Genomic DNA, 14,354 nt, shown 5'->3' with positions numbered 1-14,354 from the left:
GCGTTTTGACTCCACCTATGATGGCGATAGGCGTGATCCGCTATGATGGCCGGTGACTCTGGAGAGGGAGACCCCGTGTGCGAATAGCGCTTTTGTTATCGGCATGCCTGCTATGCCTGAATGCCCAGGCAGCGCCCGTCGATGTGGCGAGCCTGGACCGTGGTACCTGGCCCGAAAAGCTCGGCAGCCCGGCGCTGTTCGACGTGGCCTCACGCGCCGAAATCCTCATGTTCGCCCACAGCCTGCTGGCCAGTGAGAGCCAGGACGAAGCCGCGCTCAAGCAGCGCCTGGGCCTGAAGATCATCAACCTGTCCGCCATCGACGACCTGCGTCGCCAGCTCTGGCAGCGCTTGCTGGAGAACTATACGTTCGCCCAGCGGAGTTGCGAGGTCGACGCCTCGTTCTGCTATCTGGTAGAGAACATGGACGATCTGCGCGAGCAGGCTGGCAAGTTCGAGGTGAGCGAAGACTCCTTCTATATAGGCTGGGCCAACCCCAGCCATGTGTTCCATGAACGTTATTTGGACGAGCTGCTGCGCAAGGCCGCGCTGTTCCCGCAGATCAGCAGCGAAGTCGCGCGCTTCGGCGACCATGAGCGCAAGGGTGATGAATTCAACGACCGCCTGTTCCTGCTCACCTTCGACGGTGGCCCTGCGCCAGTCAGCGGCAATACCGATTGGCTCACCGACTACCTGCGCAAGCAAAAAATGAACGCCACATTCTTCGCCCTCGGCAGCAGCCTGCAAACCCGTGTCGAGCGCAGTTCGGTTGCCGATGTGCAGGCGCTGTACCAGGGCCAGTGCGTCGGGACCCAGGGCTGGCAGTATCGCTCCCACAGCCATTGGGTGGAGTGGCAGAGTTCGATCACCCGCAGCGCGTCGTTGGCGCAGAACCTGATGCCGGAAAACTACGTGCCGCTGTTTCGTCCGCCCTACGGCCAACGTCGCGCGGACAGCCAGGGTTTCTTTCAAGCCCAGGGCTTGCAGGTGGCGTTGTGGGACATCGATTCCCAGGACGAACCAGGCAAGCTCAAGGCCGATGAGTCAGCGCAACGGGTGCTGACCTTGATGCTGCTGTGGCGCAAAGGCGTGATTGTGTTTCACGACAGCCAGGACAAGGCGCGGGTGGCTTTACCCATGCTGTTGCAGGCGACGGCGCAGAGTGGTCTGGGGTGGCAGGACTGCCGGGAGGCGTTTCGCTGAAGTGCCCGGCCCTGTTGGGGATTAGGCGTTTTCGGGGTGATTTTGTGCGACATTTCGATGCAGGCGGACTTCCGACTTTAGCGGGGTACGGGGGGCTCGGCTAGTGCTATTCGTCATCCTGAAAAATAAACTTCAAAAAAGCGTCAAAGTGCTTTTTTCTGTCACACGTTTTGCGGTATTACGAAGTCAGATCGCCGAACCCTGCAGCACAGGTGGCGTCTTCCAAGACTCCTCAGGTGGGCACTGCGCTTGACGTCACTCAGGTGCAGTCGGTGGTCGAATCGAGGCGCAGCACCGCCCAGGTATTGCGTCGACTGGCTCCCACAAAGGTGACCGAGTATGGATGATCATGGACGTAACCCTTCTTCCGACCAGCCAATCCTTTATGTGCTTGATACCAACGTACTGATTCACGATCCAAACGCACTGCTCAACTTCGAAGAACACCACGTCGCCATCCCGATGATCGTGCTTGAGGAGCTCGACAAACTCAAAAGCGGGCACCACAGCGTTGCCGCCGAATGTCGCCAGGCGATCCGCCTGATCGACAAGACATTGGGCGAAGCGTCGCCGGAGGACGTCGAGGTCGGCGTACCGATCCAGCGCGGCAAAGGCGGGCCCAAGGGCTTGCTGTCGATTCTGATGAGCAAGCGCAGCGAGCCCAACAGCCTGCTGCCGGAGAATCTGAACGACAACAAAATCATCAACCAATTGATCGACCTGCACGCCCGCGACAAGGACCTGCGCGTAGTGCTGGTGACCAAAGACATCAATATGCGCCTCAAGGCCCGAGCGTGTGGGATCGCGGCCGAGGACTACAGTACCGACCAGTTGGTCGACGACGTGTCGATGCTGTCCCGTGGTTATCACATGATGACCGGCTCGTTCTGGGACCGCGTCAGCAAGGTCGAAACCCGCCAGGACCATGGCCGCACCTGGCACCAGGTACAGCTGATCGACAACCTGCCGGCCGTGCACATCAATGAATTTATCGTCGACGAACAAGGCTTCGTGGGCTGGATCAAAGAGATCCAGGTCGACAAGCTGCTGATTCTCGACCTGCATCAGGAACCCCTGTTGCACCAGGAAGCCTGGGGCCTGAAACCGCGTGACATTTACCAGAGCCTGGCGCTGTACGCGCTGCTCGACCCGGACATCCATCTGGTCAACCTGACCGGTGCTGCCGGTTCCGGTAAAACCATTCTCGCCCTGGCTGCCGCCATCGAGCAGACCATGGTGACCAAGCGCTATCGCCGCATCATCGCCACCCGCAGCGTGCAGGGCCTGGACCAGGAAATCGGCTTCCTGCCCGGCACCGAAGCGGAAAAAATGGAGCCGTGGCTGGGGGCGATCACCGACAACCTCGAAGCCTTGCACATGGATGACGAAAACACCCATGGCAGCGTCGACTACATCCTCAGCAAAGTGCCGTTGCAGTTCAAATCCCTCAACTACATCCGAGGTCGCAGCTTCCAGCAGAGCCTGATTTTGATCGATGAATGCCAGAACCTCACCCCGCACCAGATGAAAACCATCATCACCCGTGCCGGCGCCGGTTCCAAAGTGGTGTGCCTGGGCAACCTGGCACAGATCGACACCCCTTACCTGTCCGCGACCAGCTCCGGGCTGACTTACCTGACGGAACGCTTCAAAGACTTCCCGAACGGCGTGCACATTGCGCTGCAAGGGGTTCCACGTTCGATTCTGGCTGAATACGCCGAATCTCACCTGTAAACACTGAACGGTAGGAGCTGGCTTGTGTGGGAGCTGGCTTGCCTGCGATGACATCACTGCGGTGTAACTGATACACCGCGGTGCCTGCATCGCGGGCAAGCCCGGCTCCCACACAAGCCAGCTGCCACTTTTAGTCACAGTTGGGTTTACAATCGATGCTCCTGATCAGGAGTATCCCTGTGCTGACTCATCTCGATTCCCAAGGTCGCGCCCATATGGTCGACGTCACCGACAAGTCCGTGACGTTCCGCGAGGCGGTAGCCGAAGCGCGCGTGCGCATGTTGCCCGAGACGCTGAAAATGATTGTCGACGGCGCCCATCCCAAGGGCGACGTGTTTGCCGTGGCCCGCATTGCCGGGATCCAGGCTGCGAAGAAAACCAGTGACTTGATCCCCCTGTGCCACCCGTTGATGTTGACGGGCGTCAAGGTCGAACTGAGCGCCGATGGCGCAGACTCGGTGCACATCCTGGCGCGCTGCAAACTCTCCGGCCAGACCGGCGTGGAGATGGAAGCCCTAACCGCCGCCAGCGTTGCGGCATTGACGATCTACGACATGTGCAAGGCCGTGGATCGCGGTATGACCATCGAAAGCATTCGCCTTCTGGAAAAGCTGGGCGGCAAGAGCGGGCACTTCAAGGCGGACCAGGCATGAGCATCAACGTATTGTTTTTTGCACGTTACGCAGAAGCGGTGGGTTTTGATTCGTTGGAGATGGAGGGCGACTTCGCCACTGTCGACGCGGTGCGTCTGGCGCTGGCCAGTGACCCGGAGTTTGCAGTGCTCAACGAAACCAGCCTGATGTGCGCGCGCAACGAAGAGCTCTGCAGCCTTGATGAGCCGGTGCAGGCGGGTGACGAAGTAGCATTCTTCCCACCCGTGACCGGAGGCTGATCATGGCCATTCGTGTGCAGGCCCAGGCGTTTGATCCCGGTGCTGAAGTCAACGCCATGCATGCGGCCAATGTCGGCGTGGGCGCGGTGGTGAGCTTTGTTGGCTATGTGCGCGATTTCAATGACGGTCTGGATGTTGCGGGAATGTTCCTGGAGCACTACCCCGGCATGACCGAAAAGGCCCTGGCCAAGATCGCAGTGGAAGCCGAGCAGCGCTGGCCGTTGCTCAAGCTGGAAGTGCTGCACCGCATTGGCGCGCTGGAGCCGGGCGAGCCGATAGTGTTTGTTGGGGTAGCCAGTGCCCATCGCCAGGCGGCGTTTGATGCCTGCGCGTTTGTGATGGATTACCTGAAGACGCGGGCGCCGTTTTGGAAGAAGGAAAATACCAGTGAGGGGCCGCGTTGGGTGGAAGGGCGGCACAGCGACCGCGCTGCAGCGGATCGCTGGAAATAGCCAGCCGAACACAGAACCAAATGTGGGAGGGGGCTTGCCCCCGATGGCGGTGGATCAGTCGATACATAAATTGACTGACACACCGCCATCGGGGGCAAGCCCCCTCCCACATTTTTGACCGGGTTTCAGCTTATGGGCGTTTGCGTTCTACCGGGCGCAACAGATGCGTCGGCGGCGTCTCGCAGCTGATCTTGCGCCCCAGCAGCGCCTCGATCGACGGCAACTGGTACGAGTCATCCTCACCCGCAAAACTGATCGACACACCCGCAGCCCCGGCGCGGCCGGTACGGCCAATGCGGTGCACATAGTCATCCGGCACTTCCGGCAGGGTGAAGTTGATCACGTGGCTGATGCCATCAATGTGAATCCCGCGTCCGGCCACATCGGTAGCCACCAACACGCGGATCTTGCCTTCGCGGAAACCTTCCAGCGTCTTGATGCGCTTGTGCTGCGGCACATCGCCGGACAATTGCGCAGCGTTCACACCATCACGTACCAGGCGTTCTTCGATGCGGCGCACTTCATCCTTGCGGTTGGCGAATACCATCACGCGTTCCCAACCGTTGTCGTTGACCAGGTTGTAGAGCAACTTGTACTTGTCGGCACCGGCCACGGCGTAGATGTGTTGCTCGACGTTTTCGCTGGCGACGTTCAGCGCTTCGATCTCGACGATGGACGGGTCGGTGGTCCACTGTTTGGCGAGATTCATCACGTCTTCGGTGAAGGTCGCGGAGAACAGCAAGGTCTGGCGCTCGGATTTCGGCGGGGTCTGGCGAATGATCTGACGCACTTGTGGGATAAAGCCCATGTCGAGCATGCGGTCGGCTTCGTCCAGCACCATCACTTCGACCATGTCCAGGTGCACGTCGCCGCGCTGGTTGAAGTCCAGCAGGCGGCCCGGTGTCGCCACCAGGATGTCGCAGTGGCGGGCTTCGAGGTGCTTGAGCTGCTTGTCGAAGTCCATGCCGCCGACGAACGTCATGACGTTGAGGCCGGTGTACTTGGTCAGGTCGGCGGCGTCCTTGGCGATCTGTACCACCAGCTCCCGGGTCGGGGCGATGATCAGTGCGCGCGGTTCACCCATGTAGCGCTCTTTCGGCGGTGGTGTCTGCAGCAGTTGGGTGATGATCGAGATCAGGAACGCGGCGGTCTTGCCGGTGCCGGTCTGGGCGCGGCCGATGGCGTCTTTGCCGGCCAGGGTAAAGCCCAGCACCTGCGCCTGGATCGGCGTGCAGTACGGGAAACCCAAGTCCTGGATGGCGTGCATCAGTTCAGGCGCCAGTTTGAAATCGTGGAAGCGGGTCTTGCCTTCCTGGGGCTCGACGACGAAGTCTTCGAGTTTCCATGGGATCACAGGCGGTTTTGGCGCGCGCTCACGGCGCGGTTTTGGGGCCGGTGTGGCTTCTTGTGCCGGTTCAGGCGGTGTCACCGTAGGCGTCTTGGGCTGGGCGACAGGCTCGGTCCGGCCGAGCTGTTGACCGTCATTGCGGCTGCCGGCAGTCGGGACGGGAGCACTGGGAACTGGCGCGAGCGGCTCAGCCTCGCTTTTGCCGAACATCTTCTTAAGTGCTTTGAGCACGGTGATCTCATTAATTGGTTAAGGAATGTACGCCGGCCAGTGTAATGCAAGAATCGGGCGCGGCGTAGTGCGTCTGTCATACGGCTACATTAATGCCGGTTTTCAGCCCAGGCGTTCGGTCAACCACGTGCCGATATCGCGGATCTCCTCGGGTAACACTTCGTGGCCCATTGGGTATTCCTGCCATGTCACGGTGACACCACGGGTCTTCAAGTGCTCGTAGGCGCTGCGGCCCATGGCGTTCTGCACCACGTCATCGTACTGGCCGTGCAGGCACAGGGTAGGAATGCGCTGCTGGCTGGCGGACAATTCCAGCGCGTTATCGAAGGTCGGTGCATACGTGGAGAGGGCGATCACGCCACCCAACGGTCCTTCCCAATTCATAAACGCGGTGTGGAAAACCACGGCGCCGCCTTGGGAAAAGCCCGCGAGGAAAATCCGCGACGCGTCTATTCCGGTTCTCTTCTGCGCTTCGATCAAATCCGTGACCATTTTGGCCGAGACTTCCAGCTCTTCCAGGCTGATCGAACGGGCCGGGCTCATGGCCTTGATGTCGTACCAACTGGGCATCTCGTAGCCACCGTTGATCGTCACGGGACGGGTCGGTGCCTGGGGCAAAACGAAGCGGGTGCTCAGCAAGCTTTCCTGCAGCGCTTCGGCCACCGGCAGGAAGTCATAGCGATCGGCACCCAGGCCATGCAACCAGATTACGCAGGCGTCTGCGGGCTTGGCGGGCTGAAGAATCAAGGGGTCGGTCATGTCTGCTCCATTAATGTGCGTGCGCTCCGATTAAGTGCGACGGAACGGTGCGCGACAGGTTGATCTGTTAAGAAGATGTCGCACGGTTGAATCTTTTTCTATTGACCGTGGGCTGAATCGACTCGGCCAGCACTCTGGTACGGGCCTTGCTATGTGTTGAACGATGTCAGCGCTATCTCAGGACGGTAACACTATCAGTGACTGCCGCTTGTGGGATAGCAACTGGAATTACTGCGACAACTTCATGCCGCTTGACCCCAAAAAAAGCCAACACGGGTCGATATCGCCTCATAAGGGTGCGCTGAGGTTCGAGCTCCGACACAACAAGAGCAACTGGAGGTTTGAATGAAGGTATTGAAATCCACCCTGGCCATCGTTTCTGCGGCGGCCGTACTGGGTGCCAGCGGTTTCGCCCAAGCCGGCGCCACTCTGGATGCCGTGCAGAAGAAAGGCTTTGTGCAATGTGGCGTGAGTGACGGCCTGCCGGGTTTCTCGGTGCCGGATGCCAGCGGCAAGATCCTCGGGATTGACGCTGACGTGTGCCGCGCTGTGGCCGCTGCCGTTTTCGGCGACGCTACCAAGGTCAAATTCAGCCAGTTGAACGCCAAGGAGCGTTTCACCGCGCTTCAGTCGGGCGAAGTCGACATTCTGTCCCGTAACACCACCATGACCAGCTCTCGCGACGCCGGCATGGGTCTGAAATTCCCAGGCTTCATCACTTACTACGACGGCATCGGCTTCCTGGTAAACAACAAGCTGGGCGTGAAAAGTGCCAAGGAACTGGACGGTGCAACCATCTGCATCCAGGCCGGTACCACCACTGAGCTGAACGTTTCCGATTACTTCCGCGGCAACAACCTGAAATACACCCCGATCACCTTCGACACCTCCGACGAGAGCGCCAAGTCGCTGGAATCCGGTCGTTGCGACGTGCTGACCTCCGACAAGTCCCAACTGTTCGCCCAGCGCAGCAAGCTGGCCGCGCCGAAGGACTACGTCGTTCTGCCGGAAACCATCTCCAAGGAGCCACTGGGCCCGGTCGTGCGTAACGGCGACGACGAGTGGCTGGCCATCGTGCGCTGGGTTGGCTACGCCATGCTCAACGCTGAAGAAGCCGGTATTACTTCGAAAAACGTTGAAGCTGAAGCCAAGTCTACCAAGAACCCGGACGTTGCCCGTCTGCTCGGTGCTGACGGCGAATACGGCAAAGACTTGAAAGTGAAGAAGGACTGGGTCGTACAGATCGTCAAGCAAGTCGGTAACTACGGTGAAGTGTTCGAGCGCAACCTGGGCAAGAGCACCCCGCTGGAAATCGACCGTGGCCTGAACGCACTGTGGAACGCTGGCGGCATTCAATACGCACCCCCTGTGCGCTGATCGCTGATGGTTCTGTCACCCGGTGGGCCAACTGCCGGGTGATGTTCTGTTCCATTATTTCCGGGGCACTTCATGCAAAATCAAATCGGCGCACCAAAGCAGAAGCTCAGCTTCAGCGATCCCAAAGTGCGTGCGTGGCTCTTCCAGATCATCACGATTGTGGCGGTGGTCTCGCTGGGCTGGTACCTCTTCAACAATACCCAGACCAACCTTCAGCACCGAGGCATTACCTCGGGTTTCGACTTTCTTGAGCGCAGTGCCGGCTTCGGCATCGCGCAGCATTTGATCGATTACACCGAATCGGACAGTTATGCCCGGGTGTTTGTGATCGGTTTGCTCAACACCTTGCTGGTGACGTTTATCGGCGTGATCCTGGCGACGCTGCTCGGGTTCGTCATCGGCGTGGCGCGGCTGTCGCCGAACTGGATGATCAACAAGCTGGCCACCGTGTATGTGGAGGTGTTCCGCAACATCCCGCCACTGCTGCAAATCCTGTTCTGGTACTTCGCGGTGTTCCTGACCATGCCGGGGCCGCGCAACAGCCATAACTTCGGCGATACCTTCTTTGTCAGCAGCCGTGGCCTGAACATGCCGGCAGCGATTGCCGCTGACGGATTCTGGCCGTTCGTGGTCAGCATCGTCGTTGCCATCGTGGCAATCGTGTTGATGGCACGCTGGGCCAACAAGCGCTTTGAAGCCACCGGTGTCCCCTTCCATAAATTCTGGGCGGGCCTGGCGCTGTTCATCGTGATCCCGGCGTTGTGCGCCTTGATCTTCGGTGCACCGCTGCACTGGGAAATGCCTAAGTTGCAGGGCTTCAACTTTGTCGGCGGCTGGGTACTCATCCCTGAACTGCTGGCACTGACCCTGGCGCTTACCGTCTACACGGCAGCGTTTATTGCCGAGATCGTGCGTTCGGGCATCAAGTCCGTCAGCCATGGCCAGACCGAAGCCGCGCGCTCCCTGGGCCTGCGCCCTGGGCCGACGCTGCGCAAGGTCATCATTCCGCAGGCACTGCGAGTGATCATCCCGCCACTGACCAGCCAATACCTGAACCTGGCGAAAAACTCGTCGCTGGCCGCCGGTATCGGTTACCCGGAAATGGTTTCGCTGTTTGCCGGCACGGTGCTCAACCAGACCGGCCAGGCCATCGAAGTCATTGCCATCACCATGAGCGTGTACCTGGCGATCAGCATCAGCATTTCCCTGCTGATGAACTGGTACAACAAGCGCATTGCGCTGATCGAGCGGTGAGGAAACACGCATGAGTACGCATACGTTCAAACCTGATATGCCGCCGCCGAACAAAGTGTTCGGGCCGATGGCCTGGATGCGCGCCAACCTGTTTTCCAGCTGGCTCAACACCCTGCTGACCCTGTTGGCGTTTTACCTGATCTACCTGGTGGTGCCGCCGATCCTGCATTGGGCAATCCTGGATGCCAACTGGGTCGGCACCACGCGCGCCGATTGCACTAAGGAAGGCGCCTGCTGGGTGTTTATCCAACAGCGCTTCGGGCAGTTCATGTACGGCTACTACCCCGGCGACCTGCGCTGGCGCGTAGACCTTACCGTGTGGCTGGCCATTGTTGGCGTGGCGCCGTTGTTCATCTCGCGCTTCCAGCGCAAGGCGATCTACGGCCTGAGCTTTCTGGTGTTGTACCCGATCATTGCCTACTTCCTGCTGCACGGCGGGATCTTCGGCCTGACCAACGTGGCGACCAGCCAATGGGGCGGCCTGATGCTGACCTTGGTGATCGCCACTGTCGGCATCGCCGGCGCGTTGCCACTGGGCATCATGCTGGCGTTGGGACGGCGTTCGAATATGCCGGCGATTCGAGTGGTCTGCGTGACCTTCATCGAATTCTGGCGTGGCGTGCCGTTGATCACCGTGCTGTTCATGTCCTCGGTGATGCTGCCGTTGTTCCTGCCTGAGGGCATGGGCATCGACAAATTGCTGCGTGCATTGATTGGCGTGATCCTCTTCCAGTCGGCCTACGTGGCCGAGGTGGTGCGCGGTGGCCTGCAGGCGATTCCAAAAGGTCAGTACGAAGCCGCTGCGGCGATGGGCCTCGGTTACTGGCGCAGCATGGGCCTGGTGATTCTGCCGCAAGCCCTGAAGCTGGTGATCCCTGGCATCGTCAACACGTTCATTGCGCTGTTCAAGGACACCAGCCTGGTGATCATCATCGGCTTGTTCGACCTGCTCAACAGCGTCAAGCAAGCCGCCGCCGACCCCAAATGGTTGGGCATGGCCACCGAAGGCTACGTGTTTGCGGCCCTGGTGTTCTGGATTTTCTGTTTTGGTATGTCGCGCTATTCCATTCATTTGGAACACAAGCTCGACACAGGCCACAAGCGTTAGGAGTTGTTGTTATGAGCGAAGCGATCAAACAGCCTGTGAGCCCTGAAGGCATTATCCAGATGCAGGGCGTCAACAAGTGGTACGGCCAGTTCCATGTGTTGAAAGACATCAACCTCAACGTCAAGCAGGGCGAGCGTATCGTGCTGTGCGGCCCGTCGGGTTCGGGCAAGTCCACCACCATCCGCTGCCTCAACCGCCTGGAAGAACACCAGCAAGGCCGCATTGTGGTGGATGGCGTGGAGCTGACCAACGACCTCAAGCAGATCGAAGCGATCCGCCGCGAAGTCGGCATGGTGTTCCAGCACTTCAACCTGTTCCCGCACCTGACCATCCTGCAGAACTGCACGCTGGCGCCGATGTGGGTACGCAAGATGCCCAAGCGCAAGGCCGAGGAAATTGCCATGCACTACCTGGAGCGCGTGCGTATCCCGGAGCAGGCTCACAAGTTTCCGGGGCAACTGTCCGGCGGCCAGCAACAGCGCGTGGCGATTGCCCGTGCGCTGTGCATGAAGCCGAAGATCATGCTGTTCGACGAGCCGACCTCGGCACTCGATCCGGAAATGGTGAAAGAGGTGCTGGACACCATGATCGGCCTGGCCGAAGACGGCATGACCATGTTGTGCGTAACCCACGAAATGGGCTTTGCGCGCACCGTGGCCAACCGCGTGATCTTTATGGACAAGGGCGAGATCGTGGAACAGGCGGCTCCGAATGACTTCTTCGACAACCCGCAGAATGATCGGACCAAGTTGTTCTTGAGCCAGATTTTGCATTGATCGAGGGTTGAACAAATAAACCCGGCCCTGTGCCGGGTTTGTTTTTTTGGGGCTAGGACGCTTTGAGTGCTTCAGCGTCGTTGTTCACGGTGTAGGTGAAGGCGCCACGCATGTCAGCGCCTTCGGCTAAGACTTCTGCATCCGCCAGCAAATGCGGGTGACGATCCAATAACCGCATCAGTAATACCAGCGGCTTGGGGGGAAGAAGCTCGCCACGTTCGTAGCGAGAGAAGGCGTTGTGGCCGCCACCGGACAGCAATTTCACCGCCTCTTTTTGGGTAAGGTGCAATTTGCGGCGGATACGTTTCATCTCCGCGCCAATCATCTTTTGGGCAGCTATGACGAGTTCATCGCCTGCTTCTCCATAACGATCCGCACTATCGGTATCGGGGTCCCAAAAGCCGTCGCCGCATACGTGACATTCCCAGCCGGAAAGATTGTCTACCCGGCGCTCCATACCTTTGACCCTGATGGTTTCACTACGGCCCTCAAAATAATGCAATGCGTCGGGGGCGCCACAGATGTAGCAATTTTTTACCTTCATAGGTTCTTCTCCTTGAAGGAGATCACCGGAGGGTCACCGTCCGGGGAGTAAGTGAGCTGTCTGGGTAAACGCTCTCCTGCCAAGCCGCCTCACATCCGCCGTATCACCGCCAAATCGTAATGAGGTGTGTACTTTTCCATAAGACACCTGAGTCCAATAATTAGCCTCAGAGGGTAATTTTACCAATCGAAAATACTGCTCCTCTTCCTGCCTAAGAACCCTAGTGCGTTGCCTTTGTAGGCAACTCCTAATACCCTGTAGGAAAATTCATCCTATGATTGGACGAAAGTACACAGCTCATGACAGACATCGCCCCCCTGATCAAACGCTCCCTGGTGGACCAGGCCTTGGAGCAACTGCGCTTGCGCATCAGCCAGGGCGTGTGGGCCATTGGCGAGCGCTTGCCCACCGAGCCGGAGCTGTCCGCCGAACTCGGCATCAGCCGCAATACCGTGCGCGAAGCCATGCGCGTTTTGGCGTTTTCCGGCTTGATCGAGATCCGCCAGGGCGACGGGAGCTACTTGCGTTCGATGACCGACCCGCTGGGCACGATGCGGGCGTTGTCCCACTGCACCCTGGAGCAGGCTCAGGAAACGCGGCAGATCCTGGAAGTGGAGGCGATCAGCCTGGCAGCCTTGCGCCGCACCGACGAAGACCTGAAAAAACTGCGTGAAGCCCTCGATGCCAGTGCCGCGCTTTACCACGGCGACCTGGAGGCCTATATCAGCGCCGACCTGGTGTTCCACAAACACTTGGTGGATGCGGCGCACAATCCGGCGCTGAGTGAGCTGTATCAGTATTTCTCCGCCATTGTCGGCGCCCAGTTGCGCCAGACCCTCAACATCTCGCCTCGTCGCCAGGCGGTGTTCGACCTGCATATCGCGTTGCTCGATGCCGTGGAGCATCAAGACCCGGAACGCGCCAAATCCCTCTGCCGGCAGTTGATCAATGAACCCTGAAACCAAACTTGATGAACTGTTGATCGACGCCGAAGCTGACGACGAGGTGGTGCAACACGCCCCTCCGGTGGTCAGCCGCCTCTGGCTGTTGCTGTTCGGGCTGGTGCTGGTGGCACTGAACCTGCGCCCTGCGCTGTCGAGCTTGTCGCCGTTGCTCAATGACGTGTCGACCAGCCTGGGCCTGTCCGCCGCCAAAGCCGGTCTGCTGACCACCTTGCCGGTGCTGTGCCTGGGGTTGTTCGCGCCCCTGGCACCGATACTTGCCCGGCGTTTTGGCGCCGAGCGCGTCGTACTAGGGATTCTATTGACACTGGCCGCCGGCATCCTCCTGCGCAGCTCATTCGGTGAAGTCGGGCTGTTTGCCGGCAGCCTGATCGCGGGTGCAAGCATCGGCATCATTGGCGTGCTGCTGCCGGGTATCGTCAAGCGTGACTTCGCCAAGCAGGCCGGCACCATGACGGGCGTCTACACCATGGCGCTGTGCCTGGGGGCGGCGTTGGCGGCGGGGGCCACGGTGCCGCTCAGCCATTATTTTGGTGACAGTTGGAACATCGGTCTGGGCTTCTGGATTGCGCCAGCACTGCTGGCGGCGTTGTTCTGGTTGCCGCAAGTCGGTCAGAAACACGGTGCGCATCGCGTCGCTTACCGCGTGAAGGGCCTTCTGCGTGACCCGTTGGCCTGGCAGGTGACGCTGTACATGGGCCTGCAGTCGTCCCTGGCCTACATCGTGTTTGGTTGGGTGCCGTCGATCCTGATCAGTCGTGGCCTGAGCCCCACCGAAGCCGGGTTGGCGCTGTCCGGTTCGATCATCGTGCAATTGCTCAGCGCCCTCACGGCGCCATGGTTGGCCACGCGCGGCAAGGACCAGCGCCTGGCCATCGTGGTGGTGATGGTGCTGACCCTCGGCGGTCTGTTCGGGTGCCTGTATGCCCCGATCGACGGTTTATGGGGCTGGGCAATCCTGCTGGGCCTGGGGCAGGGCGGTACCTTCAGCCTTGCGCTGACCTTGATCGTGCTGCGCTCGCGGGACGCCCACGTGGCGGCCAACCTGTCGAGCATGGCGCAGGGCATCGGTTATACCCTGGCGTCCCTCGGGCCGTTGGCGGTGGGCCTGATCCACGATTGGACCGGCGGTTGGGCCGCCACCGGTTGGGTGTTCGCCGTGATTGGCCTGGGCGCGATCGTGGCGGGCCTCGGTGCCGGGCGGGCGAAATACGTCGGTGTCAGCAGCGAGAAAATCTAGAGATACAACACCTCCAGGGTCGCTGCGCCGTCCATCACGATGTCGGTGCTCAGGTCCAGGTTCTGCTTGGCGTTGATCACCACTTCAAGAGTTAGGGTGCTGGTGAGGTTCTGGATCGCTGCGGGCCCGGCGGTACTGCCTTGCGTATCGGTAAAACCGAGCAGGCTTCTAGCGCCGACATTGATGGCGTTCAGGTTGGCCATGCGACAAGCGAGGCCGCCAGTGGTGGATTCGGTGCCATACACCGACGCCCAGCTATCGGCCGTGGTCTGCTTGGGGTCGAAGCTCAGCGAATACACACCGATCTTGTTGCCGCTGTTATCGAGCCCTAGTCCATAGTAAATCTCGCTGTTGACGTGGGCCGTGCCGTCGCGGTCATTTCCATATTCCAGACGATTCCATTGCAACGCGTGCCGACCGCCTGACGAGGCTGACGGTGGTGTTCATAGCGTTGGCAGCGCGATCTTGGCTGCTC

General features: G+C 59.8%; 14 protein-coding genes and 1 pseudogene. 11 read left to right on the top strand and 4 right to left on the bottom strand.

Translation table 11 applies throughout. The annotated features are described in order from the left end of the window. Positions 1-77: 77 nt before the first annotated feature. The 5 genes from EJ576_RS11545 (at position 78) to moaE (ending at position 4,280) form a co-directional block, all read left to right on the top strand. Entirely contained in the window at positions 78-1,202 is a 1,125-nt protein-coding gene (locus tag EJ576_RS11545; RefSeq protein WP_122723860.1) for a polysaccharide deacetylase family protein, read from the top strand. 339 nt (positions 1,203-1,541) lie between these two features. Then, on the top strand, positions 1,542-2,936 hold the full coding sequence (locus tag EJ576_RS11540) for a PhoH family protein (protein ID WP_003188745.1): 1,395 nt from the start codon (positions 1,542-1,544) through the stop codon (positions 2,934-2,936). Between the two features lie 179 nt (positions 2,937-3,115). Further along, positions 3,116-3,589 (top strand): cyclic pyranopterin monophosphate synthase MoaC, encoded by a 474-nt coding sequence (gene moaC, locus EJ576_RS11535; RefSeq protein WP_038849958.1) that lies wholly within the window; start codon positions 3,116-3,118, stop codon positions 3,587-3,589. After that, positions 3,586-3,828 (top strand): molybdopterin converting factor subunit 1, encoded by a 243-nt coding sequence (gene moaD / locus EJ576_RS11530; RefSeq protein ID WP_017736739.1) that lies wholly within the window; start codon positions 3,586-3,588, stop codon positions 3,826-3,828. The genes moaC and moaD overlap by 4 nt, the downstream gene beginning before the upstream one ends. A 2-nt stretch (positions 3,829-3,830) precedes the next feature. After that, positions 3,831-4,280: a molybdopterin synthase catalytic subunit MoaE gene (gene moaE / locus EJ576_RS11525; protein ID WP_126570399.1), complete on the top strand. Its 450-nt coding sequence runs from the start codon at positions 3,831-3,833 to the stop codon at positions 4,278-4,280. Positions 4,281-4,410: 130 nt separating this feature from the next. Here moaE and rhlB read toward each other — a convergent pair whose 3' ends face one another. Further along, complete coding sequence (gene rhlB / locus EJ576_RS11520; protein WP_218570334.1) at positions 4,411-5,865, bottom strand: ATP-dependent RNA helicase RhlB; 1,455 nt, start codon at positions 5,863-5,865, stop codon at positions 4,411-4,413. Positions 5,866-5,961: 96 nt separating this feature from the next. Continuing rightward, complete coding sequence (locus EJ576_RS11515; protein WP_126570397.1) at positions 5,962-6,618, bottom strand: alpha/beta hydrolase; 657 nt, start codon at positions 6,616-6,618, stop codon at positions 5,962-5,964. 345 nt (positions 6,619-6,963) lie between these two features. On the opposite strand from EJ576_RS11515, the gene EJ576_RS11510 reads away from it, so the two are divergent. The 4 genes from EJ576_RS11510 (at position 6,964) to EJ576_RS11495 (ending at position 11,133) form a co-directional block, all read left to right on the top strand. Further along, complete coding sequence (locus EJ576_RS11510; protein WP_122723870.1) at positions 6,964-7,995, top strand: amino acid ABC transporter substrate-binding protein; 1,032 nt, start codon at positions 6,964-6,966, stop codon at positions 7,993-7,995. Positions 7,996-8,067: 72 nt separating this feature from the next. Then, the gene (locus EJ576_RS11505) at positions 8,068-9,249 is read left to right on the top strand and encodes an amino acid ABC transporter permease (protein ID WP_034102297.1); all 1,182 of its coding nucleotides are present in this window, start codon (positions 8,068-8,070) and stop codon (positions 9,247-9,249) included. A gap of 10 nt (positions 9,250-9,259) precedes the next feature. Next, the gene (locus tag EJ576_RS11500; RefSeq protein WP_071494062.1) at positions 9,260-10,357 is read left to right on the top strand and encodes an amino acid ABC transporter permease; all 1,098 of its coding nucleotides are present in this window, start codon (positions 9,260-9,262) and stop codon (positions 10,355-10,357) included. An 11-nt stretch (positions 10,358-10,368) separates the two neighbouring features. Next, a complete protein-coding gene (locus tag EJ576_RS11495; protein ID WP_003171943.1) occupies positions 10,369-11,133 on the top strand; it encodes an amino acid ABC transporter ATP-binding protein in 765 nt (254 codons plus the stop codon). Positions 11,134-11,185: 52 nt separating this feature from the next. Here the strand turns inward: EJ576_RS11495 and EJ576_RS11490 are convergent, their stop codons facing one another. Continuing rightward, entirely contained in the window at positions 11,186-11,677 is a 492-nt protein-coding gene (locus EJ576_RS11490) for a type II toxin-antitoxin system MqsA family antitoxin (protein ID WP_126570396.1), read from the bottom strand. Positions 11,678-11,976: 299 nt separating this feature from the next. On the opposite strand from EJ576_RS11490, the gene EJ576_RS11485 reads away from it, so the two are divergent. Both EJ576_RS11485 and EJ576_RS11480 read left to right on the top strand, forming a co-directional pair. After that, entirely contained in the window at positions 11,977-12,636 is a 660-nt protein-coding gene (locus EJ576_RS11485) for a FadR/GntR family transcriptional regulator (protein ID WP_016978220.1), read from the top strand. Next, positions 12,626-13,879, top strand: a complete 1,254-nt coding sequence (locus tag EJ576_RS11480) for a CynX/NimT family MFS transporter (RefSeq protein WP_122723874.1) — start codon at positions 12,626-12,628, stop codon at positions 13,877-13,879. The genes EJ576_RS11485 and EJ576_RS11480 overlap by 11 nt, the downstream gene beginning before the upstream one ends. On the opposite strand, the pseudogene EJ576_RS11475 reads toward EJ576_RS11480, so the two are convergent. Next, positions 13,876-14,256, bottom strand: a pseudogene (locus EJ576_RS11475) (hypothetical protein); the annotation flags it as partial. The gene EJ576_RS11480 and the pseudogene EJ576_RS11475 sit on opposite strands and share 4 nt — an antisense overlap. Between the last annotated feature and the right edge of the window lie 98 nt (positions 14,257-14,354).

Origin of the sequence: Pseudomonas sp. C 49-2 (genome assembly GCF_003970195.1) — a bacterium.
Taxonomy (GTDB): Bacteria; Pseudomonadota; Gammaproteobacteria; order Pseudomonadales; family Pseudomonadaceae; genus Aquipseudomonas; species Aquipseudomonas canadensis.
Note: the sequence above shows the minus strand (reverse complement) of the source record. Positions and strands in the feature narration are given on the sequence as shown.